Origin of the sequence: Streptomyces sp. NPDC058045 (assembly GCF_042885635.1) — a bacterium.
GTDB lineage: Bacteria > Actinomycetota > Actinomycetes > Streptomycetales > Streptomycetaceae > Streptomyces.
The window spans coordinates 20,842-45,854 of record NZ_JBHVRR010000045.1; the positions used below are offsets into that span (position 1 = coordinate 20,842).

Here is a 25,013-nt window from a genome sequence, read left to right on the forward strand (position 1 = left end):
TACCGCCCACGAGTTGAGAGTAGAGGGGAGTGACCATGGGATACGCCCATGAGTACGCGACCGCGGTGATGCGGCGGGGCAGGGAGCCCATGGAGCCCGCCGACTTCGTCCCCGACTGGGCCGACCGCCCCCGCAAGGGCAAGCACTTCCCGCACGCCCCGTCCATCCCGCTGCCCGACGGCGGGTGCGGCGAGGACGCCACCCTCGGTCGCGGCCTGTTCGGCACCCGCGGCACCGGCGCCTTCACTCTGCCGCTGCTCGGCGCGATGCTCCGCGACTCCTACGGGCTGACCGGCCGCCGCCTCGCCGTGCAGGCCAACAGCGACCTCGGCTCGCTGCCGTTCCACACCCACGCCAACTGGTCCCGCGGCACCGCCTCCGGCGGCGGCCTCTACCCGGTGGGCGTGCACTGGATCAGCGGCGCGAGCGGCCCCGTCACCCCCGGTGTGCACTACTACGACACCCGCCGCCACCGCCTGGTCCGGCTGCTGTCGGGCGATGTCTCCGGCGAGGTGCGGGCCGCCCTCGGGGACCTCCCGGAGGCCGCGGAGACCGACCAGTTCCTGGTACTGGGGGTGGCGTTCTGGCAGAACACCTTCAAGTACAACAGCTTTGGCTACCACGCGATCACCATGGACGTCGGGGCGCTGCTCCAGACCTGGCGGATGTGGGCGCGGGCGCACGGCCTCCATGTGGGCAGCGCCTTCTGGTTCGACGAGACCGGGCTCGGCAGGCTGCTGGGGCTCGACCCGGAGGAGGACGGGGTGTTCGCGGTGGTCCCGCTGCGGTGGGCGGCGCCCCAGCCGACGGTGCCCGCCCCGCGCACCCCCGAGGCCCGGGTCACCGCGGCCCCCGAGGAGAAGTCGCGCCGGGTGCTGACCTTCGACACCATCCGCCGCATCCACACCGCCACCTGCGAGCACGCCGCGGACCGGCCCGCACCCGGCACCCTGGACCCGGCACTCGCCGCCCCGGCCGCCGCCGGGGAGCGGGTCGCCCTGCCGCCCGCCGCACCGCTCGGGATGCCGGTCCGCGGTGCGCTGCGCCGACGCCGCAGCAGCTTCGGCCGGTTCACCGGCCTCACCCCGCTGGAACCGGCACGCCTCTCCGCCGCACTCGCCGCGGCGGTCGCCGGCGGCGCCCTCGACAGCGACACCGAAGCCCCCGACAGCACCCCCCTCACCCGCCTCTGCGTCTTCGTCCAGCACGTGGCCGGCATCCCTGCCGGGCTCTACGAGTACGACCGCGACACCGGCGACCTGGTCCCGATGAAGACCGGTGACTACGGCGACTTCCTGCAACGCAACTACTTCCTCGCCAACTACAACCTGGAGCAGGCCGCGGCCGTCCTGGTCCCCGTCGCCCGCACCGCCGCCGTGCTGGACGCGGTGGGGGACCGCGGCTACCGGCTGGTCAGCGCCGCGGTCGGGGCCACCGCGCAGGCCGTCTACACCGCGGCGGCCGCCACCGGCACCGCCTGCGGGGTGGCCCTCGGCTTCGACTGCGTGTCCTACGCGGAGGAACTCGGGCTGACCGAACGCGGCGAGATCCCGCTGCTGATCATGATGATCGGCCATGAGCGCCCCCGCCCCGCCGACTACCGCTACGACATCGTCGCCCCCTGACCGGCCCGCTCGCCGCTGCCGCCCCAACTGACCGTGCACCGCCGCCCATTCACCGTCCCGTACCGCCGACCCGCACCCGCATCGAGAGGGGGAGGGCATGAGCCCGACCGCCGGTATCGCCCGCCAGAGCCCGGGTACCGCCGAGGAACCGCCCACCGTCCTGCACAGCCGCTTCATGCTGCGGGTCGCGGGACTGCCGGCCGACACCGTCGACGCGCTGCGCACCCCCGAAGTCGCCCACTGGGCGGCCGAGACCACCGCCGAGGAGACCCGGCTGCACGACCTCGGCGCCCGCCTCAGTGACCCGCTCTCGCACGCCGTCGCGGCCACCGGCGACCCGGCCCTGCGCCGCCGGCTCCTCGCCCTGCGCCGCCAGGTCTTCAACAACCGCCTCCCCGGCGATCTGCCCGCCGCCCTGGAACTGGCCGCCGGGCTCCCCGCCGCCACCGGCCGGGACCTCGTCGCCTGGCTCCAAGCCCGCGCCCACTGGGAGGAGTTGCGCACCGAGGGCGAGCCCCTGCTCACCGCCGGACTCGACCGCACCCGCACCGCACTGCGCCGCCTCGCCCGTGACGACCGGCTCCGCCGCGGCCTCCTCCTCGCCTCACCCACCCTGGAGGAGCGCCTCGACCACTACGCCGACGCCCGCGCCACCGGCAAACGCGCCCGCAAGATGGAACGCTCACTGCTCTCCTACGTCTACCGCACCGCCTGCAAGACCAGCCCGTTCTCCACCCTCACCGCGGTGGCACTCGGCGAGTTCACCCCGGCCGACGGGCACGGCACCCACCTCACCGGCGACTGGAGCAGCCACCCCCGCCTCAATGTGGTCGCCCTCGCCCGCCTCGCCGAACTCATCGCCGCCGACCCGGAACGCCGCGCCGATCTGCCGGTCGCCCTGGCCTCCGGCTGGACCTTCGACGACGACCGGGTGCGCTATGTCCGGCGGGCCGTCACCGCGGGCGACGACAGCGCCGCCGTCAGCTTCGACGCCGCCCAGGACCGCCTGTTCTTCCTCCGCAGACAGGGCGCCCTCGACGGCATGTTGGAACTGCTCCGCGACCACGGCGGCACCCTGCGCCACGGCGACCTCACCCGCTGGCTCGCCACCACCACCGGCGCCGACGAGCAGGAAGCCGGCCACTACCTGGACGCCCTGCGCGAGTTGGGCATCCTCCAACTCCCCGGCCTCGGCACCGAAGTGCACGGCGGCGACCCCCTGGACGCCTTCCGCCACGCCCTGCGCGCCCTGGACCGCGACTGGGCCGACACCCTCGCCACCCGCCTCGGCCCCGCCGCCGACGCCCTCGCCCGCTACCCCGCCGCCGACATCCCCGTCCGCCGCACCCTCCTCACCGACCTCCGCACCCGACTCCTCACCCTCCAACGGGACTTGGGCGCCGAACACCCCACCCTGCCGCAGACCCTGGTGTACGAGGACGTGTCCGCCGGCACCACCACCGCCGACCTGGGCGAGTGGGCCGCGCTTGCCGACGGGCCGCTGCGCTCCATCGGCCGCATCCTGCCCGCCTTCGACGCCGCCCTGCCCCAGCGCCTCACCCTCAAGGGCTTCTTCCTCGCCCGCCACGGACGCGGCGGGCGGTGCCCGGACCTGCTGCGCCTGGTCCACGACTTCCACGAGGACATCTTCCACCAGTACCTCCAGTTCACCGCCGCCAAGGACAGCTACCTCCCGGACGGCGGCCACGCCCCGGAGGAGAACTGGCTAGGGATGCCGGAGATCGTGGCCGTCGACCGCGCCCGCGCCACCCTCACCGCCCGCGTCCGGGAAGCCTGGGCCGAACTGCCCCCGGGCGCCGAGGAGTTCGTCCTCGACGACGACACCGTGACCCAGACCGCCGCCGAACTCGCCCCCGCCGCACCGCTGTTCCGCCCCCGCAGCCACTTCCTCCAGGCCGCCCGCCGCGACGGCGACCCCCTCGCCGTCCTCAACGGCTCCTACGGAGGCCTGTGTTTCCCCTTCACCCGCTTCACGCATTGCTTCGACGGCGCCAACACCCCTGAGCTGACCGCCCAGTTGCAGGAGGAGCTACGTCAACTCCTGCCGCCCGGAGCGGTCTTCGCCGAAGTCACCGCCGGTGCCGCCACCACCAACCTCAACCTGCACGGCCGCCTCACCGACTACGAGATCGTCTGCCCCGGCGAACACTCCACCGCACCCGAAGAAGCCCGCATCCACCTGGACGACCTGGAGGCGGTGCACGACCCCGACACCGAGCGGCTGCTGCTGCGCTCCCGCCGCCTGGACCGTGAGGTGATCCCGCTCTACCTGGGCTACCTCATCCCGATGGTGCTGCCCGAGATCCCCCGCACCCTGCTCCTCTTCTCCCCGGCCGCCCGCTCCGTGGTCGACATCTGGCGCGGGGTGCCCACCGCGCCCGAGTACCACGGCACCACTCACCGGCCCAGGGTCCGCCACCACTCCCTCGTCCTCCAGCGGCGCTCCTGGACCGCGGCCGACGGCACCCTCCCGCTCCGCCCACCCGGCACCCCCGCCGTGTCCCAGGCCGAGTGGTATCTGGCCTGGCACCGGTGGCGCACCCGCGCCGGACTGCCCGCCCGCGTCTTCGCCACCGTCCACGAGGAGACCGCGGACGGCGAGGCCACCGCACCCTTCGGCGGGACCAAACCGCAGTACGTCGACTTCGAGAGCCCCCTGTCGCTGCTGGCCCTGGAGGCGCTGCTCGCCGGGCGGAAGGCCCGCACCGTCTTCGAGGAGATGCTGCCCGGCGAGGACGAACTGCACGTCACCTCGCCGCGGGGACGCCATGTGGCGGAGTTCGCGGTCGAACTGCTGCCGGTCCCGGCCGCCACCCCCGGAGAGGACGACACCCCATGAACGCCTTCCCCGCCGAGAGCACCACCCGGACCACCGCGGGCGGCACCGCGGGCGAGTGGCAGGCCGTCCATGTCTTCTACGCGGCCAGCCCCCGCCCGCTGCTCGTCCAGTGCGTCAAACCACTGGTGACCGCCCTCGCCGAAGAGGGCCTGCTCGCCGGGTACTTCTTCATCAACTACTGGCTGGAGGGCCCCCATCTGCGACTGCGGCTGAAACCGGCCAAGGCCGCGTACACCGAGCAGGTCCGCAGCCGGGCACACACCGCGCTCGGCGACTTCCTCCGCGAACGCCCCGCCCTCTACGAGGTCAACGGCGGCTTCCACGCCGAGCTGTACGAGACCCTGTTCAACCTGGAGTTCCCCGAGGAGCAGCGCGCCCCCTTCGTCGGCCCCGACGGGCGGATGCTGCTGCGCCCCAACAACACCTTCGAAGACCGCCCGTACGAACCGGAGTTCGGCAAATACGGCGGCCCCGCCGGGATCGAACTCGCCGAGTGGCACTTCCAGCACTCCAGCGACCTCGTCATCGAGGCCGCCCGCACCATGAACCTCCATCTGAGAACCGTGCTCCTCGGCCTCTCCGCCCAACTGATGATGGTGATGTCCGGTACCTTCCTCGCCGAGGACGAGGCACTGCTCGACTTCCTGGACCGCTACCACACCTTCTGGAACAAGGCGTTCAGCGGTACCGAGTACACCGCCGACAAGGGATACCAGCGTGCCTACGGCGAGATGTCCGGCAGCCTCCCGGAGCGCTTCCGGTACATCCGGGAGGCGGTCGCACAGGGCGACACCGAACGCCTCCCCGCCTTCCTGCACCACTGGGCCGACCACTGCGGTGAACTCCGCGAGCGCGTCCGGGACTTGGCCACCGGCGGCCGGCTGGTCTTCCGCTCCTGGGACGGCACCCGCGACATCCGCCCCACCGACCCCGCCACCGCCCTGCCCATGCTGCTGTCGCCGTATCTGCACATGACCAACAACCGGCTGAGTATGACCGTCCGCGACGAGGCGTTCCTCTCCTATGTGCTGGGACGCGCGCTGCGTACCACGGAGACCGGGGAGCCGAGATGACCAGCGGGGCCTTTCTCGCCGCCCGGCCGAAGGTCCGCCCGGACCTCCAGATCGGCCCCCGCCTGGTGCGCGGAACCTCCCCCGTCCATCTGCTCAAGGACCCGCGGACCGGCCGCCGGATGGAGGTCGGACCCAAGGAGTTCTTCCTGATCACCCGCCTCGACGGCAGCCGCACCCTGGCGGAGATCGGCGGCGAGTACGCCGGGGAGTTCGGCACCCGCCTCGGGGAGCGGCAGTGGGGGCAACTGCTGCGGGTCCTGCACGGCCGCAGCCTCCTCGACGGCTCGCCCGCCCCCGAACCCGCCACCGCACCACCCGCGGCCCCCACCCGGCCCAACGGCATCCTCTCGGGTCGCACCAGACTGGTCGCCGACGCCCCGGCGCTGATGGACCGGCTGCACCGGATCACCGCGCCCGCCCGCCGCCCCGCCGTGCTCACCCTGCTGGTGGCGCTGGCGGTCGCCGTCCTGGCCGCCGTCACCGCCCAGGCCGGGACACTGTGGCGGCAGACCGCGCACACCGCGCACCACCAGCCGGTACTGCTGTTCGCGGTGGGCTGCCTGCTCTGGTTCAGCCTGGCCGTACACGAGTTGGCGCATGGGGTGTTCGCCCGCGCCTGGGGCGGGCGGGTCAACGAGATCGGGCTGCGCTGGATCGCCGGGGCCACCTATCTCTACTGCGAGATCGAAGATGTGCAGTTCCTCGGCAACCGCCGCCGCAAGGTCGCCACCGCCTGCGCCGGCACCTTCGCCAACCTCCTCTTCCTGGTGCCGTTCTACCCGCTGTGGGCGCTGCTCCCGGCCGACGCCCAGGCCCGGCCGTTCTTCGGCACCCTGCTCCTGCTCGGCACCGTGACCGGGCTGGCCAACCTGCTGCCGATGCCGCCCCTGGACGGCTACCGGGTGATCGCCCACGCCGCCGGGGTCGCCGAACTCGCGGGCGGCAGCCGGGAGTTCGCCGCCCTCGCCGGGCGCCGGCTGATCGGCCGCGGCGACGGCATCGGCGCCTACCCGCCCCGACTGCGGCTGCTGTACGGCGGTTTCGCCCTGGTGCTGGCGGTGCAGAGCCTGGCGCTGCTGGCGCTGTGCGGGCTGGTGCTGCGCTCGCTGCTCCCCGGCCAACAGGCCTTCCTGGCCTGGGCGTTGACGCCCGCCCTGCTGCTCGCGGCCGTACTGCTGCGGACCCTGGGCACCCGCGCCCGCAACCGCCGGGCCGCGACCACGCCCACCGAAGCGGCCGGACCACCGACGCCCCCCGGCACCCCGCCCAGCCCGGCCCCACACCCCCACCCGGCAAGGAAAGACACGATGACCGGACCCGACAGCGAGACCAAGCCACCGGCCGCCACCGCCGCCACCGAGCCCCGCGCCCACCCCGACCCGGCGCCCGGCCCCCAGACGGAACCGGTCATCACCGTCGAGGCCGTCGGCAAACGCTACGGCGAGGTGAACGCGCTCGACGGTGTCTCCCTCACCGTGCGCCGCGGCGAGTTCCTCGGCATCCTCGGGCCCAACGGCGCGGGCAAGACCACCCTGGTGGAGATCCTCGGCGGGCTGCGCCAGGCCGACACCGGCCGCGTGGCGCTGTTCGGCCGCGCCCCCTGGCCGCGCGACCCGGCGCTGCTGTCCCGGATCGGCGTACAGACCCAGGCCTCCGCCTTCTTCGCCCGTCTCACCGCCGGCGAGCATCTGCGTACCGTGGCCGCCCTGTACGGGATCGGGACCACGGCCGCCGACACCGCGCTGGAGCGGGTCGGGCTCACCGGGAAAGCGGGGGCCCGGGTGGACGACCTCTCCGGCGGCCAGCGGCAGCGGCTCGCCATCGCCACCGCCCTCATCAACGAGCCGGAACTCATCTTCTTCGACGAGCCGACCGCCGCCCTCGACCCGGAGGCGCGGCGTGAACTCTGGGGCCTGCTGCGGTCGTTGCACTCCGAGGGCCGCACCATCGTCTACACCACCCACCACCTGGAGGAGGCCGAGGCACTCTGCGACCGGGTCGCCATCATCGCCGGCGGCAGGGTGGCCGCCCTCGACAGCCCCCGCAACCTCGTCCGCGCCCTGGCCGCCCCCGCCCGACTCCTGCTGCCCGTAGGGGAGTTGACCGTGAAGGACGCGCTGGCACTGGAGGGTGTCGACCGGGCCGCGGAAGAAGGCGCGGACCTTGTCATCGAGAGCACCGTCCCCAACCGCGTCCTCACCCTCCTCGGCGAACTGATGGACATCGAAGCGGTCACCGTCCGCACCGCGACCCTCGAAGACGCCTATCTGACCCTGACCGGACACCGGACGGAGCACGACCGTTGAGCGCATACGCCGCACTGAACCGGGCCACCTACCAGGCGAGCATCCGCGACAAGGCGACCCTGTTCTTCACCTTCGCCTTCCCGCTCGCCTTCCTCGTCCTCTTCGGCACCCTCTTCAAGGGCCAGCGGGTCGACGGCGGGCTGGCCTCCATCAACTACACCGCCCCCGGCATCCTCTCCTGGGGTGTCGGCAACGCCGCGGTGTTCTCCACCGGCTTCGCCCTGATGCAGTGGCGCCGCGACGACCTGCTCCGGCTGATCTGGCGCACACCCACCTCCCTGCGCACCCTGATCGCGTCCCGCTGGACCATCGTGCTCGCGGTGGCCGTGGTGCAGTCGCTGCTCTTCACCGGAGTCGCCCTGCTGCCCTTCTTCGGCCTCCAACTCGACGGCCCCTGGTGGGCGTTGGTGCCGCTGCTGGTGCTCGGCGTCACCGCGTTCGTCGCCCTTGGACTGGTCGTGGGAAGCGTCGCCAACACACCGGAGTCCGTCGCCGGACTCGCCAACATCCTGATGGTGCCGATGGCGTTCCTCTCCGGCTCCTTCTTCCCCGACGACCTGATGCCGGACTGGCTGCGCACCTGCGCCACCGTACTGCCGCTGCACTACCTCAACGACGGGGTCACCGACGCCATGGGAGGCCGCGGCGACCTCACCGACATCGCCGTGGACTGCGCCGGACTCATCGGCTTCGCCGCCCTCTTCGGGCTGATCGCCGTCCGCATCTTCCGCTGGAGCAACCGGACATGACCACCGACACCGCCCCGGCGCCGCTGGAGACGGCACGCGCGGACCTCCAGGACCGGCTGGCCGAACGGGCCGCCGCTGCCGGGCTGCCCGCACCCGCCGTCTCCCGGATCGGCGACACCAGCGTCCTCGGCACCGGGGCCAGCGCACACCCCGTGCCCGCCCACACCGCGACCGTCCACCTCACCGCCCAGGCCGTACTCCTCGGCCCCTGGGGCGGCGACCCCACCGGGGAACCGGCCTGCGGCACCTGCCTCGCCATGCGCCGCCAGCGGCTGCGCACCCGCACCGAACGCGAGGCGCTGGAGACGGGGCAGGAGACCACCGCCGTCGGCAGCCGCTGGCCCGCGCTCCCCGACAGCGCCGTCGACGCCGCCTGGTCCCTGCACCACCTCATCAGCACCGGCGCCGCCCGCCACACCCCGCACGGCCCGGACGCCGCCCTGCCCCGGGTCACCGAACTCGACCTGGAGACCCTGCGGGTACGCACCTTCCCGCTGCTGCCGGAACCGATGTGCCCGCACTGCCGCCCGCACACCGAGGACTCCGCCCGCCGGGCCACCGCCGCGGCGGCCGTCCACCCGCTGGTGCCGCGGCCCAAGCCGAGCCCGGACGGCTACCGGCTGCGCCGCCCCGCCGAGTACGCCCTGCCGGTGAAGGCGCTCGCCAACCCGGTCTGCGGCGCCCTCGGCGGCGGCACCTGGGTGGACGTCACCTCACCCACCACCGCCCCCGTCGCCGGCAGCGTCTTCATGCGCGGCTACGCCGGCCTCACCGACGTCACCTGGAGCGGCCAGGCCAACTCCTTCACCGACAGCCGCGACCTCGCCTTCCTGGAGGGCCTGGAACGCTACGCCGGCACCCACCGCCGCCACCACGCCCCCTTCGTCACCGCCTCCCTCACCGCACTCGGCGACCGCGCGCTCGACCCCCGCACCTGCGGACTGTACGGGCCGCGCACCTACGCCGAGGACCCCATGGTCCGCCCCTTCGACCCGGACCGCCCCATCCCCTGGGCCCGCGGCTGGTCACTGCGCGACCAGCGGCCGATCCTGGTGCCCGCCCGGCTCGTCTACTACAGCGCGGGCACCCGCGAGGACAACTTCGTCTTCGAGTGCTCCAACGGCTGCGCCATCGGCTCCACCCTCGAAGAGGCCGTACTCTTCGGCCTGTTGGAACTGGTCGAGCGGGACGCCTTCCTCCTCGGCTGGTACGGCGAACTGCCGCTCACCGAGATCGCACTGGACTCGGTACCCGGCCGCCGGGTCCGCGAGATGGCGGCGCGCGCCGCCTTCCACGGCTACGACGTCCGTGTCTTCGACAACCGGGTGGACCTCCCGCTGCCCGTGGTCACCGGTCTCGCGGTACGCCGCGACGACGGCCCCGGCACCCTCGCCTTCGCGGCCGGCGCGTCCTTCGACCCGGAGACGGCCGTGGAGTCGGCGGTCTCCGAGATCCTCACCTACATCCCGCACCTGCCCGGCCAGGTCGCCGAACGCACCACTGAACTCCACGCCATGGCAGGCGACTTCGACCTGGTGAAGCGCCTCCCGGACCACGCCGCCCTCTTCGGCCTGCCCACCATGGCCCGGCACACCGCCACCTATCTGACGCCCGCACGTACCGCGCCCCACACCGAACTCTTCGCCGACTGGCAGCGGCAGCGCCCCCGGACCGGCGACCTCCTCGACGACCTGCTGTTCCTGCGCGACGCACTGGTGGACGCCGGCTGCGATGTCATCGCCGTCGACCAGACCACCCCGGAACAACACCGGATGGGGCTGCGTACCGTGGCCACCCTCGCCCCCGGGCTGCTGCCGATCGACTTCGGCTGGCTGCGGCAGCGGGCACTGCACCTGCCGCGGTTGCGCACCGCACCCCACCGCGCGGGCCTCACCCCGGCCCCGCTCACCGACGCGGACCTCCGCCTGGTGCCCCACCCCTTCCCATGACCGGCCCCACGGCCTCGGCCCCCGGCGCGGTCGTACGCACCGGGGGCCGAGAGACGCCACCTGAGAGGTCAGGCGGTGCAGGAGGTGGTGCTGGTGGTGCTGGAGCAGGTGCTGGTGGAGGAGCAGCTCGTGGACGAGCCGAGCATGACCTCGCTGGCGTCCGAGTAGTCGCTGATCTCGAAGGTCTCGGACTCCAGGTCGAGGATCTCCTGGGCCAGGGACGAGAGGTTCTGGTCAGCCATGACAACTCCTTTGCAGTGCACGGGACATGTCTGCCGCGACCGGGAGGCCTCGGGCCTGAGCCCTCGACTCCCTTGCCGGAACGCCCTGTTGGGGATCGCTCCGGCACGGGGCGGTGGACTCGGTGGCACCTCCCTTTGTACGGCGCCCCGCAGTCACCCCCCTCGCCAACCGCTGTCAGCTCACTGACACCCACCGCCCCCGGAGCGCCCCCGCCATGACAGACCGCCCCCGCGGACCCGACGCCCTGCCGGGGCTCGACGCCCTGCTGCTGCCCGCCACCGAGCTGTACCTCGACCTGCACCGGCACCCCGAACTCTCCGGCGCCGAACGCCGTACCGCCGCCCGTTTCGCCGACTGGCTGGCGTCCGACGGCTACCGCGTACTGCGCGGCGTGGGCGGGCACGGGGTCGCCGCCGAACTCCGCAACGGCGACGGCCCCGCCGTCCTGCTCCGGGCCGAACTCGACGCCCTGCCACTGGCCGAGGCGACCGGAGCGCCCTACGCCAGCACCGCCACCGCCCCCGGGCCGGACGGCGGCCCGGTGCCGGTGATGCACGCCTGCGGCCACGACGCCCACCTCGCCTGTACGGCGGCCGCCGCCCGATGGCTCGCGGCCCGGCGCGACCGGTGGCGCGGCACCCTCCTGGTCGTCGGCCAGCCCGCCGAGGAGACCCTCAGCGGCGCCCGCGCCATGCTCGAAGACGGCCTCTACGACCGGATCACGGCCCCGGACGAGGTACTCGCCCAGCACACCGCACCCTTCCCCGCCGGAATGGTGGCGCACGCCGACGGCCCCGTGATGGCGGGCAGCACCACCCTCCGCATCACCTTCGAAGGTGCCGGCGGCCATGTCGCCACCCCGCATCTGGTGGCCAATCCGCTGCTCACCGCCGCCGCCACCGCCCTCCGGCTGCCCACCGAGGCAGCCGCGGTGACCGCACCCGCCGACCGTCTCGTCCTCGTCCCCTCCGCACTGCGCACCGGCGACCCGGGGCACGCCGGGAATGTGATCGCCACTCGCGCCGTGCTGGACGTCGCGGTACGCGCCTGCTCCGAATCGGCCCTGGACAGCGTCACATCGGCGGCCGAAGCGGTGGCCCGCGCCGAGGCCGCCGCCGCCCCGGTACCGCCCGAGGTCACCTTCGCCGTGACGGCCCGCTCGGGTACGACCGTGCCGGATCCGGTGGCCGGGGCGGCCGTGCGTGCCACACACCGCGCACTCTTCGGGGCGGCGCGGGTCACGGACTGGCCGGGCAGTGCCGCCACCGAGGACTTCCCGCTGCTCACCGGGGCGGGCGCGCACCTCCACGGCAGGCCCGGGGTGCGCGGCGTCTACTGGATGCTGGGCTCCACCGGTCCCGCGCAGTGGGCGGCCGCACCGGGCAGCGGAGCGGGGGAGAAGTTCGGCCGGCTGCCCGCCAACCACTCGCCGCGCTTCCTGCCCAGCGTCCGCCTCACCCTAAGCACCGGCACCGCCGCGATGACCGCCGCCGCCCTCGCCCGCCTCGCACCCCCGACCTGAACTCCCGCCGCTGGCAAGGTGGTTGACGCCGCAGCGCGCGCTCTTGGCGGGCGCCGCGGTGCCGCATAATCTGCCGGGGGAGTACGACGGTGTACTTCCGACGCGGCGCGCTCTCAGGAGGAAGCATGGAGTGGTGGGTCCTGATCCCGGTGGTGTCGATGATCACGGGACCTACCGCCATGTACTTCATCACCAGGGACAAGCGGCGGGAGCGGGAGGCCGAGGAGCGCTACCAGGACCTCGCCCGCCGCTATGAGGAACTGCTGGCGGACACCGACCCCCGCGAACTCCCCCGCACCCACCGCCAGGACCCCTGAGACGGGGCCTACCCGTGTGCCACGACCTCCGCGAAGCGGTGGGCCACGGTGCGCCAGACGGGGGCGGCGGCCTCCTCGTCCCGGTCCGCGGTGCGGAGCACCACCTCCGGGTCGACGCCCAGCTCGCGCAGCGCGTCCTGATCCCACTCCCGCAGCCGGTCCGCGCCGATCTCCGGGTGGTACTGGACACCCCACGCCCGCTCGCCCACCCGGAACGCCTGGTACGGGTGGTGCTCGCTCTCCATCAGCCAGGTGGCGTCCGGCGGTAGCGCGGTGACCGAGTCGACGTGCCGTTCCACCGCGGTGACCCGCTGCGGCAGCCCGTGGAACAGCGGATCGGTGTCGGCCTCGGGGCGCACCGTCAGCGGGGTGCTGCCGATCTCCGGTTCGCCGTGGCAGCCCTGGACGGTGCCGCCGGCGACCTGGGCCAGCAACTGCCCGCCCAGACAGATCCCGAGGTAGGGGGTGCCCCGGTCCAGCGCTTCGGCGGCCAGGGCGCGGGTGGCCGCCAGCCAGGGGGCGCGGTCGTCCTCGTCGGGCAGAAAGCCGCCGCCGAGTACCAGCAGCGCGTCGTGCTCCAGCCGGTCGGGCGGCGGGGCGCCGTCCCAGGCGGGCACGGTGTCGAGCGTCAGCCCGTCCTCGGTCAGCCAGTCGCCGAGCCGGCGTGGTCCGCCGCCCGGGGTGTTCTGCACCACAAGTACCCGTGGCACAGGCTCACTTCCCCTCGTGTCGTCCCTCCGCACCGTACGCCGGCTCCGCGCAAGGTGGCGGGGCCGGCGTACGGTGCGGGCGGGCTACTTGCTGCCGAGCAACTGCTCCAGCGGGTCGATCCCGAAGTACAGCAGGAACAGGGCGGCGGTGCCCCAGAGCAGCCAGTGCACCTCGCGGGCCTTGCCCATGCAGGCCTTGATGACCACGTAGGAGATGAAGCCGGCGCCGATGCCGTTGGTGATGGAGTAGGTCAGCGGCATCACGGAGATGGTGAGGAACGCCGGGATGGAGACCTCGTAGTTGTCCCACTCGATGTGCTTGACCTGAGTCATCATCAGGAAGCCCACCGCGACCAGGGCGGGCGCGGCGGCCTGAAGCGGCACGATGGTCAGGACGGGGCTGAGGAACAGCGCCAGTCCGAAGAGGCCACCGGTGATGAGGTTGGCGAAGCCGGTACGGGCGCCTTCACCGACACCCGCGGCGGACTCGATGTACGTGGTGGCGGAGGACGCGGAGGCGGCACCACCCGCGGCGGCGGCGACACTGTCGATGAACAGCACCCGGCCGAGCCCCGGCACCTGGCCGCGCTCGTCCAGCAGCCCGGCCTCCGCGGTGACACCGACGACGGTGCCCATGGTGTCGAAGAAGTCGGACAGGATCAGGGTGAAGATCAGCAGGACCACGGTGAGGGCGCTGATCTGGTGGAACGAGCCGAAGAGGTCGAAGTGGCCGAGGAGTCCGAAGTCGGGCGCCGCCACCGGCTTGTCGGGCAGCGTCGGGTCGGTGAGGCCCCAGGACTTGATGTCCGCGACCTCGTTGATGGCGAGGGAGAGGGCGGTCATCAGCACGATGCTGATGAGGATGGCGCCCTTCACCTTCCGGGCCAGCAGCACGATGGTGACGAGTACGCCGAGGCAGAACACCAGCATGGGCCAGCCGGTGAGGGTGCCGGTGCCGATCTGCACCGGGACGGTGGTGTTCGCCGCGTCCGGGATACGGGTGACGAAGCCGGAGTCCACAAAGCCGATGAACGCGATGAAGAGTCCGATGCCGACGCTGATCGCCTGTTTGAGCGGCTGCGGAATGGCGTGCATGATCGCCTCGCGCAGACCGCTCATCACCAGCAGGCAGATCAGCAGGCCTTCGAGGACGACCAGGCCCATCGCGTCGTCCCAGGCCATCTGCGGTGCGACCTGGAAAGCGATGATCGCGTTGATGCCGAGGCCGGCGGCGAGGGCCAGCGGAAGGTTTCCTCCGACACCCATGATGACGGTCATCACCGCGGCCACCAGGGCGGTGGCGGTGACCAGTTGGCCGGGATCCAGCGAGTCCCCGAACTTGTCCTTCGCGCTGCTCAGGATGATCGGGTTCAGTACGAGGATGTAGGCCATGGTGAAGAACGTGGCGAGGCCGCCGCGTATCTCCCGGCCGTAGGTCGAACCGCGCTGGGTTATGCGGAAGAACCGGTCAAGTGGCCCGCCGGGGCCGGATGGAGGCGCGTCGGCCGGGGGTGTCGTGCTCGTCTGCATGGACTGCATTGACTGCTTCTCCTGAGACCTACAAAAAATGAGAGCGGGGGGTATGCGGGTGCCGCAGGAGCTGTGAAGACGTGATTGTGCGAATGCACATGCGGCACCATGTTCGCGGATCATACGCGGCTGTGCCGTGATCTCAATTACCTTGCGGTAACAGCTAGTTAGCGAACCGAAGTGCCTCGTTGTTTCCTACAGAATCGGTGCAGACCTATACCGTCAAATCGGGATGCAGACGACAGTAGGTATGGTGCTGCCATGGGCCACTCCCTACTCTCTGGGCGTGCATCCACCACCCCCCTTCCACGCGCGCGCCGCCCGGACCATGCGCGAGAAACTCGGGATGGCCCCCGGCCATGTCGCTTACGGTATGCGCGCCTCCTATGGAATGACCCACATCACCCCGGACCACATCACCGCCTGGGAACGCGGCGCCGCCGTCCCCGAAGGGCGTGAACTCGCCGCGCTCGCCGGTGTGTTGTGGTGTTCGCCGGGTGACCTGATGGGCACCCCCCACACCCTCCGGGAGCACCGCCTGGCCCGAGGTCTCGCCGCCGAGGACATCGCCCGCAGTACCGGGCTCCCGCTGGACGCCTATCTCCGGATGGAGGAGACCGGCGAGTGGACCGGGGACCGCAACCAGTCCGCGACGCTCGGTGAACTACTCGGCCTGCCACCACGGGACTTCATCGCCATCACCGGCCAGGACACCGTACTCGCCGGCCTCCTCACCGACGCGGTCTCCACCCGCTGGCAGGCGCACATCCGCGCCATCGGCAAGCTCACCGGCCTGGACAAACGCGAACTCCGGTCGCCCCTGCAGAACATGCACCAGGAGTACCAGTCCCTGCTGGCGGCCACCCTCAGCCGCGCGGGCGGCGCCATCGCCTCCGGCGAGGAGGGCCGCCGCTTCCTCGAAGACATCGTCCCCCGCTTCTGGGACCTGATCGACAAGGGCCGGACGTAGGGGGTGTCGCTGCGCCCGGTGCGTCGTCCGTCGCCTGAACCGGCACGCGACCGTCGCGGGGGCCAGGCTTGAGGCGGTGACGGGCAGACCGAAGCGGCGCCGCAACCTCGTTGCGGCGCCGCGGAGTTGGCACCGGGGGCACCCGCTCGGGGCGGGTGCGGTGGGTCAGTAGGCGATGCGGTCGGCCTTCGTGACCCAGGTGTCGAAGGGCTGGGTGCGGTGCGGCAGGTCGAGGTGGGCGACCTCCATGGGCCACAGTTCCTGGGGACGCTTCTCGAACAGGTCGTAGAACTTGCGGTCGTCGAAGCCCGCGACGGCCGCGTCGTCCCGGTCGGCGGAGAACACCAGGCGGTCCACCCGCGACCACAGTGCCGAGGCCAGGCACATCGGGCAGGGCTCGCACGAGGTGATGAGGGTGCAGCCGTCGAGCGAGAAGGTGTCGAGCTTGACGCAGGCCGCCCGGATGGCGGTGACCTCGGCGTGCGCGGTGGGGTCCAAGTTCGCGGTGACCTGGTTGTTGCCGAGGGCGACGATCTCGCCGTCCTTGGCGATGAGGGCACCGAAGGGGCCGCCGCCGTTCTTGACGCTCTCGGTGGCCAGGCGGATCGCCTCCTCCATCCAGGCGCGCTCGAACTCGCGGATGTCGTTTCCGGCGGTGTGGGTGGTCACGGATGCTCCTTGTCGGTGCTGGGGGTGGGGGAGTGCGGTGCGTCGGTGCTCGGTGCGGTGGGGCGCCGTTCGCGGGCGAAGGCCATCAGGAGGTCGGCCGCGACGCTCACCGCGATGGTGGCGGGTTCCTTGCCGGTGATGTCCGGGATGCCGATGGGTGTCCTGATCCGGTCGATGTCGGAGTCGTGGAAACCGCCCTCGGTCGTCAACCGCTTGCGGAAACGGGCCCACTTGGCGGCCGAGCCGATCAACCCGACCGAACCGAGCCCCTCGGTGCGCAGTGCCGCGTCGACCAGTGCGGCGTCCTCGGCGTGGTCGTGCGTCATGATCAGGACGTGGGTGCCGGGCGCCAGCCGGCCCAGCACCTCCTCCGGCAGCAGCGGGGTGTGATGCACCTCGACCTCCGCTACCGCGTCCCCGAGCACCGCGAGACGGGCCTCGGTGAGGACGTCCGGACGGGAGTCGACCAGATGCAGGTCCAGATCGTGGCGGGCGAGGATCCGGGCCAGTTCGAGGCCGACATGACCGACCCCGAAGATCGCCACCGCCGGGACCACCGGCAGCGGTTCCAGCAGCACGGTGACGGTGCCGCCGCAGCACTGCACCCCGTGCCGGTTGCTGACCTTGTCGTTGAGGGCGGACTCCATCAGCTCCGGCTCCGCGGCACCGGCACCGATCATGTCCCGGGCCCGGTCGATGGCGACGGCCTCCACATTGCCGCCACCGATCGAACCCCACAACTCGCCTGCCGCCACGACCAGTTTGGCTCCCGCACCGCGGGGTGCGTGACCGCGTACGGCCGCCACGGTCACCAGCACGCCGGGTTCCCGGCGGGCCCGCAACCGTGCGACCGCGGCCACCCACGTCATCTCAGGCATTGCTCAACGTGCCGTCGGCGGTGCGGAGTTCGCCGTTCAAGGGAACACCGCCGCCGGGACGGTCCCCGCCGGCGCGTGCCGCCGCCACCGCCCAGTACACGGCCTCCGGGGTCGCTGGGGAGGCCAGTTCCACACTGATCCCGGCGGGCCCGAACGCGGCCGCGGCCTGCCGCAGCGCCTCCCGGACCGAGAACGCCAGCATCAGCGGTGGCTCACCGACCGCCTTGGAGCCGTACACCGCGCCCTCCTCGGTGGCGTTCTCCAGCAGCTTGACGTGGAACTCCTCGGGCATCTCGGAGAAGCTCGGCAGCTTGTAGGTGCTGGCGGCCTGGGTGAGGAGCCGGCCGCGGTGCGGGCCGTCGCCGGTGTCCCAGCGCAGGTCCTCCAGCGTCAGCCAGCCCGCGCCCTGCACGAAACCGCCCTCCACCTGCCCGAGGTCGATCAGCGGGGACAGGCTGTCGCCGACATCGTGCACGATGTCCACCCGCCGGATCCGGTATGCCCCGGTGAAGCCGTCCACCTCCACCTCGGTCGCGGCGGCACCGTACGCGAAGTACTTGAACGGTGTGCCCTGGAAGGTCTGCGCGTCCCAGTGCAGGCCCTCCGTCCGGTAGTAGCCGGCCGCGGACAACTGCACCCGCTGGAAGTACGCGGTGTGCACCAACTCGTCCCAGGCCAGCTCCTGGTCACCGCCGAGGGCGCGGGCGACTCCGCCGACGATCCGGACGTCGGAGGCGTTCGCCCCGAGCCGTCCGGCCGCGACCTGGACCAGTCGTTCCCGCAACTGCTCGCAGGCGTGCTTGATCGCGCCGCCGTTCAGGTCGGCGCCCGAACTGGCCGCGGTGGCCGAGGTGTTGGGCACCTTGTCGGTCCGCGTCGGGGCGAGCCGCACCTTGTGCAGCGGGATGCCCAGGGTGGTGGCGGCCACCTGGAGCATCTTGGTGTGCAGGCCCTGGCCCATCTCGGTGCCACCGTGGTTGATGAGGACCGAGCCGTCCTTGTAGATCAGCACCAGCGCGCCGCCCTGGTTGAAGGCGGTGAGGTTGAACGAGATGCCGAACTTGATCCCGGTGATCGCCAGCGCCCGCTTGGTGTGCGGGTGCGCCGCGTTGAACGCCGCGATCCGCCGCCCGCGGTCGGCGAACCGGGCGTCCTCCTGGACCTGCCGCCACACCGTGCCGATCCGCTCCGGATGCGTCACGAGCTGCCCGTACGGGGTCGACTGGCCCTGGCCCGGGCGGTAGAAGTTCCGCTCCCGCAGCTCCGTCGGGTCCAGGCCGAGGAGTGGGGCGCAGCGGCCCATGATGTCCTCGATGACCAGCATTCCCTGCGGGCCGCCGAAGCCCCGGAAGGCCGTGTTGGACACGGTGTTGGTCTTGGCGATCCGGCCCGCGACCCGGGCGTTGGGCAGCCAGTAGGTGTTGTCGATGTGGCAGAGCGCCCGGGCCAGTACCGGCTCGGAGAGGTCCAGGCTCCAGCCGCCGTCCGCGGTGAGCGTGGCGTCCAGCGCCTGGATACGGCCCTCGCTGTCGAAGCCGATCTTCCAGGAGGCGTGGAAGCCGTGCCGCTTGCCGGACATGGTGAGGTCCTGGGTGCGGTTCAGCCGCAGCCGCACCGGCCGCCCGGTGAGCTTGGCGCCGAGCGCCGCGACGGCCGCGAAGCCGTGCGGCTGCATCTCCTTGCCGCCGAAACCGCCGCCCATCCGCAGGCACTGCACGGTCACCTCATGGCTGTGCAGCCCCAGCACATGTGCCACGATCTCCTGTGTCTCGGACGGGTGCTGGCTGCTGCTCTGGACGAACACCTGGCCGCTCTCGTCCACGTGGGCCAGCGCCGCGTGGGTCTCCAGGTAGAAGTGCTCCTGCCCGGAGAAGGTGATCTCGCCGGAGAAGACATGCGCGGAGTCGGCGAACCCGGCGTCCACGTCACCGGTCACCATCAGCGGTTTCGCACCGTGGTAGCTGCCGGCCGCGATGGCCTCGTCCAGGGTGAGCAGCGAGGGCTGCTCGTCGAGCTCCACCTCTACGGCCGCCGCGCCCAGCCGGGCCGCCTCCAGGGTCTCCCCGAGCACCCACGCCACCGCGTGCCCGTGGAACATGACCTCCTCGGGGAAGAGCGGCTCGTCGTGCTTCATCCCGGCGTCGTTGACCCCGGGCACATCGTCCACGGTCAGCACCCGCACCACACCCGGTACGTCGAGCGCCGCCCCGGTACGCAGCGCGGTGACCCGGCCGTGGGCCTTCATCACCTGCACCGGGTGGGCGTGCAGTACGTCCTTGGTGCGGTGCACCAGGTCGTCGGTGTAGAGCGCGGCACCCGTGACATGCAGTCGGGCGCTCTCGTGCGGCATGGAGACGCCGACGACGGGCTGCTCGGGCCGCTCGGACAGATGGCTCATGACGACACCGCCTCATCAGGGGTCTGTGCGTACAGCTTCAGCAGGCTCTGGCCGAGCATCGCGGAACGGTAACCGGCGCTCGCCCGATGGTCGTTCATCGGAGTGCCCTGTGCCTGGAGCACCCGTGCCGCGGCCTCGGCGGTCCGCTCCGTCCACGGCTCGCCCTCCAACGCGGCCTCGGCGGCGTGCGCCCGTACCGGGGTGGCCGCCACACCGCCCAGTCCGATACGCGCCGTGCGGACGACGCCGTCCTCGATGTCCAGGGCGAAGGCGACGGCCACACTGGAGATGTCGTCGAACCGCCGCTTGGCGATCTTGTGGAAGGCGGTGACGGGGGCCAGCGGCAGCGGGATGCGCACCGAGCGGATCAGCTCGCCGGGGCGCCGCACACTCTGCCGGTAGCCGGTGAAGTAGTCCGCCAGCGGCACCTCGCGCTCCCCGTCGGCGTCGGCGAGCACCAGCGACGCCTCCAGCGCCAGCAGCACCGGCGGGCTGTCGCCGATGGGGGAGCCGGTGCCCAGATTGCCGCCGAGGGTCGCGCTGTTGCGGATCAGGCGGGAGGCGAACTGCGGGAACAGCTCGGCCAGTAGCGGGACTTGGCCGTCGAGACGGCGCTCGATCTCGGTGAGCGTCACCGCCGCCCCGATCGCGATCCGGTCCGACTCCACGCTCAGCGCCCGCAGTTCGGGCAGCCGGTCCACGGCGATCACGCAATCCGCCCTGCGGGAACGGATGTTGACCTCCACCCCCCAGTCGGTACTGCCGGCCACCACCACCGCACCGGGCCGCTCCCGCAGCAGCCGCAGCACCTCGGCGAGGGTGCCCGGGCGCAGGAACTCCCGCTCGTCCAGGGCGTATTGAGTGATGGCGGGCTCGGGCGGCGCCTGCTCGCGGCGCCGCGCCAGCGGGTCGTCCTCGGCGGGCGCGCCCACGGCGTACGCGGCGTCGCGGATGGGCCGGTAGCCGGTGCAGCGGCACAGGTTCCCGCTCAGCGAGTGCAGATCGAAACCGTTCGGCCCGTGCTCGGCGTCGGAACCGTGCCCCGCGTCTCCGGATCCGGCCTCGGTGTCGGTGTCGGTGCCGGTGTTCGGAGGTGTCGCCGCGCAGCGGCCCGGCCGGTAGTACTCCGCGGCCATGCTGCACACAAAGCCCGGTGTGCAGTAGCCGCACTGGGAGCCACCGCGGACCGCCATCTCCTCCTGCACCGGGTGGAGCGCGGGCACCGTACCCGGCTCACCGGCGGTGGCCAGCCCCTCGGAGGTGACGATCTCCTGGCCGTCCATGGCCGCGATCGGCGCCAGACAGGCGTTGACGGCGACCCAGTCGGTGGGCTTGTCCACCCCCGGGCGGGCCACCAGCACCGAACAGGCGCCGCACTCACCCTCCGCGCAGCCCTCCTTGCTCCCGGTCAGCCCGCGGTCCCGCAGAAAATCCAGGACCGTCGTATGGGGTGCGGCCGGGGAAAGAGGAATGACCTTCCCATTGACCGTGACCCGCGCCGCTACCATGCTGTTTCCTCATTTCGGTACGCGGTTCTACTCATTGTCCTAGTTGCCATTTCTGGGGCTTTCGGTGTCGGTGAACACAGTATGAGAACCCGGAACGCATATCGGCACGGTGCGGCCTGCCGCAGGCTGGAACGGGAAGCGGAAAAGGGGACGGGAAGCGGGCGGGCCGGGGCCGCGGACGGCACACCGGCGAGAGGCCGCTCAGCAGCCGTGCGCCACCCGTCCCGGAACCCAGGCGGTCCGCCGGGCGAGGCGCTGAAGATCGGAGAGAAACGACATCCGAATCGCCTCCTTCCCTACGCCGCGAGTCGGTCGCTCGAAACTAGGTCGCCGCGGGTACCCCGGTCAAGACAGCCTGTGAAGACCGGTAAAGGGTCTAGAGGAACCTATGGCGCGGCGTTCACCCACCGCCGTATCCCTTGGTCGATCGCACGACGAAATACGGCAGCAATGCGCCCAACCTCGATCCGTGCTAAGGGCCGCAAACCACATGCGCCGAAGTGCCCGTCCTGCCTACCCTGCCCCCATGACCGGCCACGCGAAAACCTCCTTCGTCTGCCTGCCGTGCCGGGCCTCGTACAAGCAGCCGTACGACCGGGAGCGGGTGCAGCGCGGCTGCCCGCGCTGTGCGGAGCCGATGATCCACGCCGGCTCGGCCTTCGCGCCGCCGCCGCGGCGGGACACCGAGGGCTGGCGCGTCCTCTCCGTGCTGCTGCACGCGGGGGTCCGCTTCCACAAGAGCTGCTGCGGAGGGCCCGGTTACCGTCCGCGCACCCTGAGCGAGGTCCGCGAACGCCTGCGGTACGCCCGCCGCACCGGCGAGCCGATCGCCCGCTCCCTCACCCGCCGCGAACTGCCCTGACCAGGCCGGACACCGCGGTACGGGCAGCGGGGGACAGGTCGTCGTCGCGGCACCGATGAGTTCGGGCGGCCCGAGCCGTCTCACAGGGGAGAGCGCATCACCATTCCCCAGTGAGAGGAGCAGATCATGGGCCGGCTCATCGTCACCGAGTTCATGACCCTCGACGGCGTCGCCCAGGCGCCCGGCGCGTCCCGGGAGGACGTGGAGAACGGCTTCGAGTACGGCGGCTGGCAGGCGCCGCTGATCGACGCCGAGGCCGGAAGGCTGATCTTCGAGCAGGCCGAGCACATGGACGCCCTGCTCCTCGGCCGCCGCACCTACGACCTCTTCGCCGACTACTGGCCCACCGCCCCACCCGAGATGGACTTCACCCGCCTGATCAACACCATCCCGAAGCACGTCGCCACCGGGACCCTGACCGACCCCCTCGGCTGGGAGAACGCGCAGGTCCTCGAAGGCGACCTCGCCAAGGGTGTGGCCGCGCTGAAGGAGCGCTACGACCGGGTCCATGTGATCGGCAGCCTCCACCTGGTCCGCTCCCTGCTCGCCGAGCAACTGGTGGACCAGATCAACCTGTGGGTGTACCCACTGCTCCTCGGCACCGGCAAGCGGGTCTTCGACGGCGGCGCACCCCCCGCCGCCCTCCGACTCGCCAACTCCCGTACGTTTCCCAACGGTTGCCTCCAACTGGAGTACGAGTGGGCCGGCGAACCGGCCTTCGGCGACATGACCGACCCGGAGGCGGCCCGCTGAACCGGTGCCGGTGCCGGTGCCGGTGCCGGTGGCTAGCGTGGGCGCATGGCAGAGAACGGGAGTAACGGGAGCGCGGGTTCGGGCTGGCGGCGGCTGGCGCCGATGGCGGATCTGGTGACACCCATGGCGCTACGGGTGGCCGCCACCCTGCGCCTCGCCGACCTGGTGGGCGAGGGGGTGGACCGGGTCGAGGATCTGGCGGAGCGCACCGGCACCGACCGGGAGGCACTGGGCCGGCTGCTGCGCCACCTCGACTGCCATGGACTGTTCACCGAGACCGCCCCGGGACGCTTCGCGAACACCGAGACCTCCGCACTGCTGCGCTCCGACCACCCGGCGGACCTGCGGAGGATGTTCGACCTGGACGAGTTCGGCGGCCGGATGGACCTGGTCTTCACCGAGCTGCTGCACACCGTCCGCACCGGCGGCCCCGCCTGGGAGCAGGCCTACGGCGCCCCCTTCTGGAACGACCTCGCCGCCGATCCCGCACTCGGCGCCTCCTTCGACGCCACCATGGCGGGCTCGACCAGATCCGCGGTGGCCACCGGCTACGACTGGAGCGGGGTGCACCACCTGGTCGACGTCGGCGGGGGCAGCGGCGCACTCCTCGGCGAGGTGCTGACCGCCCACCCGGGAATGCGCGGCACCCTGGTCGACCTGCCGGACACGGTGGCCCGCGGGCGCCGCGCCCTGACCGGTCAAGGCCTGGGCGAGCGCTGCGAGTTCGCCGGTCAGAGCTTCTTCGACCCGCTGCCCTCGGGCGCCGACGCCTACGTACTCAGCGCCGTACTGCACGACTGGTCCGACGAGGAGGCCACCGCGATCCTGCGCCGCTGTGCCGAGGCCGCCGGTCGCAGCGGTCGGGTGCTGATCGTGGAGTCACACGGCACCGCGGGCGACGACCCCGCGATGTTCGCCGAGATGAGCCTGCGCATGTTGGTGATCTCGGGCGGCCGTGAACGCACCGTCGAGGAGTACACGGCGCTCGCCGCCGCGGCGGGTCTCACCGTCACCGCACGCCACACCATCGGCACCGCCCCCTCTGAACTGGCCGTGCTCGACTGCCGCGCCACCCCGCCCCCAGGCGGTTCGGACCTCCCCGGGTGACCGGGCGGCCGAGTGACACGGTCCTACCCCGGGCCGTACTGGACGCCTTCGGTGTGACGGGTGTGCCGGTCCCGCTGGCCGGTGGGCAGGGGCGCAGTGTCCGCGTGGGTGGGGCCGTCCTCAAGCCGGCCGAGGGATCCGACGAAGAGGCCGAATGGGCCGCCGAGTTGGCCGAGAGCCTGGTGCACGGCAGCGGCTTCCGCGTCCCGCGGCCGTTGCGGGCGGCGGACGGACGGTGTGTGGTGGACGGCTGGACGGCCTGCGAGTTCCTGGCGGGTGAGCCCGGTCCCCGGGGGCGCTGGTCCGGTGTGCTCGATGCCGGGCGCGCCTTCCACACCGCGCTGCGCGGGGTGCCCCGGCCGGACTTCCTCGATCGGCGTACCCACCCCTGGGCGGTGGGCGACCGGGTCGCGTGGCTTGAGCAGGATGCCGAGGTGGTCGATGACCTGGCCGAACCCCTCGCCACCCTGCTGGAGTTGAGGCGCCCGGTGGAGCAGGACGCCGCCCAGCTCATCCACGGCGACCTCACCGGCAATGTGCTCTTCGCCGAGGACGCGGAGGACCACGAGGACGGGGACCGGGTACCCATCGTGATCGACTTCTCGCCGTACTGGCGGCCGCCGCTCTTCGCGGAGGCCGTGGTGGTCGCGGACGGTCTGCTGTGGTTCGACCTTCCGCCCGAACTGCTGACGGGTGCCGGCGATGACCCGGCCCGGGAGCAGCGGTGGCGGCAGATGCTGATCCGCGCGCTGATCTTCCGGCTTGTCGCCGACAGTGAGAACGCGGGGCGGGGCGGACGGGTCGGGTCCGGTGTGCAAGAGCGGTATGCGGGGGCGATCGGGGCCGTGGTGGACAAGTCAGCCAAGGTGCGGAGGCGGAGGGCGGACAGCTAGGCCGTGTCGTTTGGATCTCCGCGGCGTCGCGTGCCCTGGCACGCACTCTCGCCGCACCGGCCAAACGCCCAAGTACGTCCAGTACGAGGGC

General features: G+C 72.1%; 20 protein-coding genes. 13 read left to right on the forward strand and 7 right to left on the reverse strand.

Annotation, left to right across the window (positions count from 1 at the left end; all coding sequences use genetic code 11):
- Positions 1 to 35 precede the first annotated feature (35 nt).
- The 6 genes from ACFVST_RS23250 (at position 36) to ACFVST_RS23275 (ending at position 10,562) form a co-directional block, all read left to right on the forward strand.
- Positions 36 to 1,625 (forward strand): SagB family peptide dehydrogenase, encoded by a 1,590-nt coding sequence (locus ACFVST_RS23250; RefSeq protein WP_390155233.1) that lies wholly within the window; start codon positions 36 to 38, stop codon positions 1,623 to 1,625.
- A 97-nt stretch (positions 1,626 to 1,722) separates the two neighbouring features.
- Complete coding sequence (locus ACFVST_RS23255; RefSeq protein ID WP_390155236.1) at positions 1,723 to 4,485, forward strand: lantibiotic dehydratase; 2,763 nt, start codon at positions 1,723 to 1,725, stop codon at positions 4,483 to 4,485.
- Complete coding sequence (locus ACFVST_RS23260) at positions 4,482 to 5,558, forward strand: lantibiotic dehydratase C-terminal domain-containing protein (protein WP_390155238.1); 1,077 nt, start codon at positions 4,482 to 4,484, stop codon at positions 5,556 to 5,558. Before ACFVST_RS23255 ends, ACFVST_RS23260 begins: the two co-directional genes overlap by 4 nt.
- Positions 5,555 to 7,864, forward strand: coding sequence for an ATP-binding cassette domain-containing protein (locus ACFVST_RS23265; RefSeq protein WP_390155241.1), 2,310 nt, complete (start codon positions 5,555 to 5,557; stop codon positions 7,862 to 7,864). The genes ACFVST_RS23260 and ACFVST_RS23265 overlap by 4 nt, the downstream gene beginning before the upstream one ends.
- Positions 7,861 to 8,613 (forward strand): ABC transporter permease, encoded by a 753-nt coding sequence (locus ACFVST_RS23270; protein ID WP_390155244.1) that lies wholly within the window; start codon positions 7,861 to 7,863, stop codon positions 8,611 to 8,613. Before ACFVST_RS23265 ends, ACFVST_RS23270 begins: the two co-directional genes overlap by 4 nt.
- On the forward strand, positions 8,610 to 10,562 hold the full coding sequence (locus ACFVST_RS23275) for a TOMM precursor leader peptide-binding protein (RefSeq protein ID WP_390155247.1): 1,953 nt from the start codon (positions 8,610 to 8,612) through the stop codon (positions 10,560 to 10,562). Before ACFVST_RS23270 ends, ACFVST_RS23275 begins: the two co-directional genes overlap by 4 nt.
- A 68-nt stretch (positions 10,563 to 10,630) precedes the next feature.
- Here the strand turns inward: ACFVST_RS23275 and ACFVST_RS23280 are convergent, their stop codons facing one another.
- Complete coding sequence (locus ACFVST_RS23280; RefSeq protein ID WP_390155250.1) at positions 10,631 to 10,804, reverse strand: thiazolylpeptide-type bacteriocin; 174 nt, start codon at positions 10,802 to 10,804, stop codon at positions 10,631 to 10,633.
- Positions 10,805 to 11,019: 215 nt separating this feature from the next.
- Here ACFVST_RS23280 and ACFVST_RS23285 point away from each other — a divergent pair, with 215 nt between their 5' ends.
- Both ACFVST_RS23285 and ACFVST_RS23290 read left to right on the forward strand, forming a co-directional pair.
- On the forward strand, positions 11,020 to 12,327 hold the full coding sequence (locus ACFVST_RS23285; protein ID WP_390155253.1) for an amidohydrolase: 1,308 nt from the start codon (positions 11,020 to 11,022) through the stop codon (positions 12,325 to 12,327).
- Positions 12,328 to 12,452: 125 nt separating this feature from the next.
- On the forward strand, positions 12,453 to 12,644 hold the full coding sequence (locus ACFVST_RS23290) for a hypothetical protein (RefSeq protein WP_390155256.1): 192 nt from the start codon (positions 12,453 to 12,455) through the stop codon (positions 12,642 to 12,644).
- Positions 12,645 to 12,652: 8 nt separating this feature from the next.
- Here ACFVST_RS23290 and ACFVST_RS23295 read toward each other — a convergent pair whose 3' ends face one another.
- The gene (locus ACFVST_RS23295; protein ID WP_390155258.1) at positions 12,653 to 13,354 is read right to left on the reverse strand and encodes a type 1 glutamine amidotransferase; all 702 of its coding nucleotides are present in this window, start codon (positions 13,352 to 13,354) and stop codon (positions 12,653 to 12,655) included.
- Positions 13,355 to 13,438: 84 nt separating this feature from the next.
- Positions 13,439 to 14,893 (reverse strand): NCS2 family permease, encoded by a 1,455-nt coding sequence (locus ACFVST_RS23300; RefSeq protein ID WP_390155261.1) that lies wholly within the window; start codon positions 14,891 to 14,893, stop codon positions 13,439 to 13,441.
- Between the two features lie 277 nt (positions 14,894 to 15,170).
- On the opposite strand from ACFVST_RS23300, the gene ACFVST_RS23305 reads away from it, so the two are divergent.
- The gene (locus ACFVST_RS23305; protein WP_390155264.1) at positions 15,171 to 15,854 is read left to right on the forward strand and encodes a helix-turn-helix domain-containing protein; all 684 of its coding nucleotides are present in this window, start codon (positions 15,171 to 15,173) and stop codon (positions 15,852 to 15,854) included.
- A 165-nt stretch (positions 15,855 to 16,019) separates the two neighbouring features.
- Here ACFVST_RS23305 and ACFVST_RS23310 read toward each other — a convergent pair whose 3' ends face one another.
- The 4 genes from ACFVST_RS23310 to ACFVST_RS23325 are packed head-to-tail and all read right to left on the reverse strand — an operon-like array spanning position 16,020 to position 21,307.
- Positions 16,020 to 16,472, reverse strand: a complete 453-nt coding sequence (locus tag ACFVST_RS23310) for a nucleoside deaminase (RefSeq protein WP_390155286.1) — start codon at positions 16,470 to 16,472, stop codon at positions 16,020 to 16,022.
- 47 nt (positions 16,473 to 16,519) lie between these two features.
- Positions 16,520 to 17,392: a xanthine dehydrogenase accessory protein XdhC gene (gene xdhC, locus ACFVST_RS23315; protein ID WP_390155289.1), complete on the reverse strand. Its 873-nt coding sequence runs from the start codon at positions 17,390 to 17,392 to the stop codon at positions 16,520 to 16,522.
- 1 nt (position 17,393) lies between these two features.
- Positions 17,394 to 19,799, reverse strand: coding sequence for a xanthine dehydrogenase molybdopterin binding subunit (gene xdhB, locus ACFVST_RS23320; protein WP_390155266.1), 2,406 nt, complete (start codon positions 19,797 to 19,799; stop codon positions 17,394 to 17,396).
- Complete coding sequence (locus ACFVST_RS23325) at positions 19,796 to 21,307, reverse strand: xanthine dehydrogenase small subunit (protein WP_390155269.1); 1,512 nt, start codon at positions 21,305 to 21,307, stop codon at positions 19,796 to 19,798. Before ACFVST_RS23325 ends, xdhB begins: the two co-directional genes overlap by 4 nt.
- A gap of 526 nt (positions 21,308 to 21,833) precedes the next feature.
- Here ACFVST_RS23325 and ACFVST_RS23330 point away from each other — a divergent pair.
- The 4 genes from ACFVST_RS23330 to ACFVST_RS23345 all read left to right on the forward strand — a co-directional run bounded on the left by ACFVST_RS23330 (position 21,834) and on the right by ACFVST_RS23345 (position 24,922).
- Entirely contained in the window at positions 21,834 to 22,169 is a 336-nt protein-coding gene (locus ACFVST_RS23330) for a deoxyxylulose-5-phosphate synthase (protein ID WP_390155272.1), read from the forward strand.
- Between the two features lie 126 nt (positions 22,170 to 22,295).
- Positions 22,296 to 22,922 carry a dihydrofolate reductase family protein gene (locus tag ACFVST_RS23335; RefSeq protein WP_390155274.1) on the forward strand — a complete coding sequence of 209 codons (627 nt, stop codon included), beginning with the start codon at positions 22,296 to 22,298 and terminating at the stop codon, positions 22,920 to 22,922.
- A gap of 45 nt (positions 22,923 to 22,967) precedes the next feature.
- Entirely contained in the window at positions 22,968 to 24,029 is a 1,062-nt protein-coding gene (locus ACFVST_RS23340; protein ID WP_390155277.1) for a methyltransferase, read from the forward strand.
- Between the two features lie 53 nt (positions 24,030 to 24,082).
- Entirely contained in the window at positions 24,083 to 24,922 is an 840-nt protein-coding gene (locus ACFVST_RS23345) for an aminoglycoside phosphotransferase (protein ID WP_390155280.1), read from the forward strand.
- The last annotated feature ends 91 nt before the right edge of the window (positions 24,923 to 25,013 follow it).

Excerpts from the sequence above, each read along its gene's own strand:
- ACFVST_RS23325 (WP_390155269.1), bottom strand. The coding sequence starts at position 21,307 with ATGGTAGCGGCGCGGGTCACGGTCAATGGGAAGGTCATTCCTCTTTCC.
- ACFVST_RS23310 (WP_390155286.1), bottom strand. The coding sequence starts at position 16,472 with ATGGAGGAGGCGATCCGCCTGGCCACCGAGAGCGTCAAGAACGGCGGC.
- xdhB (WP_390155266.1), bottom strand. The coding sequence starts at position 19,799 with ATGAGCCATCTGTCCGAGCGGCCCGAGCAGCCCGTCGTCGGCGTCTCC.
- ACFVST_RS23265 (WP_390155241.1), top strand. The coding sequence starts at position 5,555 with ATGACCAGCGGGGCCTTTCTCGCCGCCCGGCCGAAGGTCCGCCCGGAC.
- ACFVST_RS23290 (WP_390155256.1), top strand. The coding sequence starts at position 12,453 with ATGGAGTGGTGGGTCCTGATCCCGGTGGTGTCGATGATCACGGGACCT.
- ACFVST_RS23300 (WP_390155261.1), bottom strand. The coding sequence starts at position 14,893 with ATGCAGTCCATGCAGACGAGCACGACACCCCCGGCCGACGCGCCTCCA.
- ACFVST_RS23335 (WP_390155274.1), top strand. The coding sequence starts at position 22,296 with ATGGGCCGGCTCATCGTCACCGAGTTCATGACCCTCGACGGCGTCGCC.
- ACFVST_RS23260 (WP_390155238.1), top strand. The coding sequence starts at position 4,482 with ATGAACGCCTTCCCCGCCGAGAGCACCACCCGGACCACCGCGGGCGGC.
- ACFVST_RS23285 (WP_390155253.1), top strand. The coding sequence starts at position 11,020 with ATGACAGACCGCCCCCGCGGACCCGACGCCCTGCCGGGGCTCGACGCC.
- xdhC (WP_390155289.1), bottom strand. The coding sequence starts at position 17,392 with ATGACGTGGGTGGCCGCGGTCGCACGGTTGCGGGCCCGCCGGGAACCC.
- ACFVST_RS23275 (WP_390155247.1), top strand. The coding sequence starts at position 8,610 with ATGACCACCGACACCGCCCCGGCGCCGCTGGAGACGGCACGCGCGGAC.
- ACFVST_RS23255 (WP_390155236.1), top strand. The coding sequence starts at position 1,723 with ATGAGCCCGACCGCCGGTATCGCCCGCCAGAGCCCGGGTACCGCCGAG.
- ACFVST_RS23250 (WP_390155233.1), top strand. The coding sequence starts at position 36 with ATGGGATACGCCCATGAGTACGCGACCGCGGTGATGCGGCGGGGCAGG.
- ACFVST_RS23330 (WP_390155272.1), top strand. The coding sequence starts at position 21,834 with ATGACCGGCCACGCGAAAACCTCCTTCGTCTGCCTGCCGTGCCGGGCC.
- ACFVST_RS23340 (WP_390155277.1), top strand. The coding sequence starts at position 22,968 with ATGGCAGAGAACGGGAGTAACGGGAGCGCGGGTTCGGGCTGGCGGCGG.
- ACFVST_RS23280 (WP_390155250.1), bottom strand. The coding sequence starts at position 10,804 with ATGGCTGACCAGAACCTCTCGTCCCTGGCCCAGGAGATCCTCGACCTG.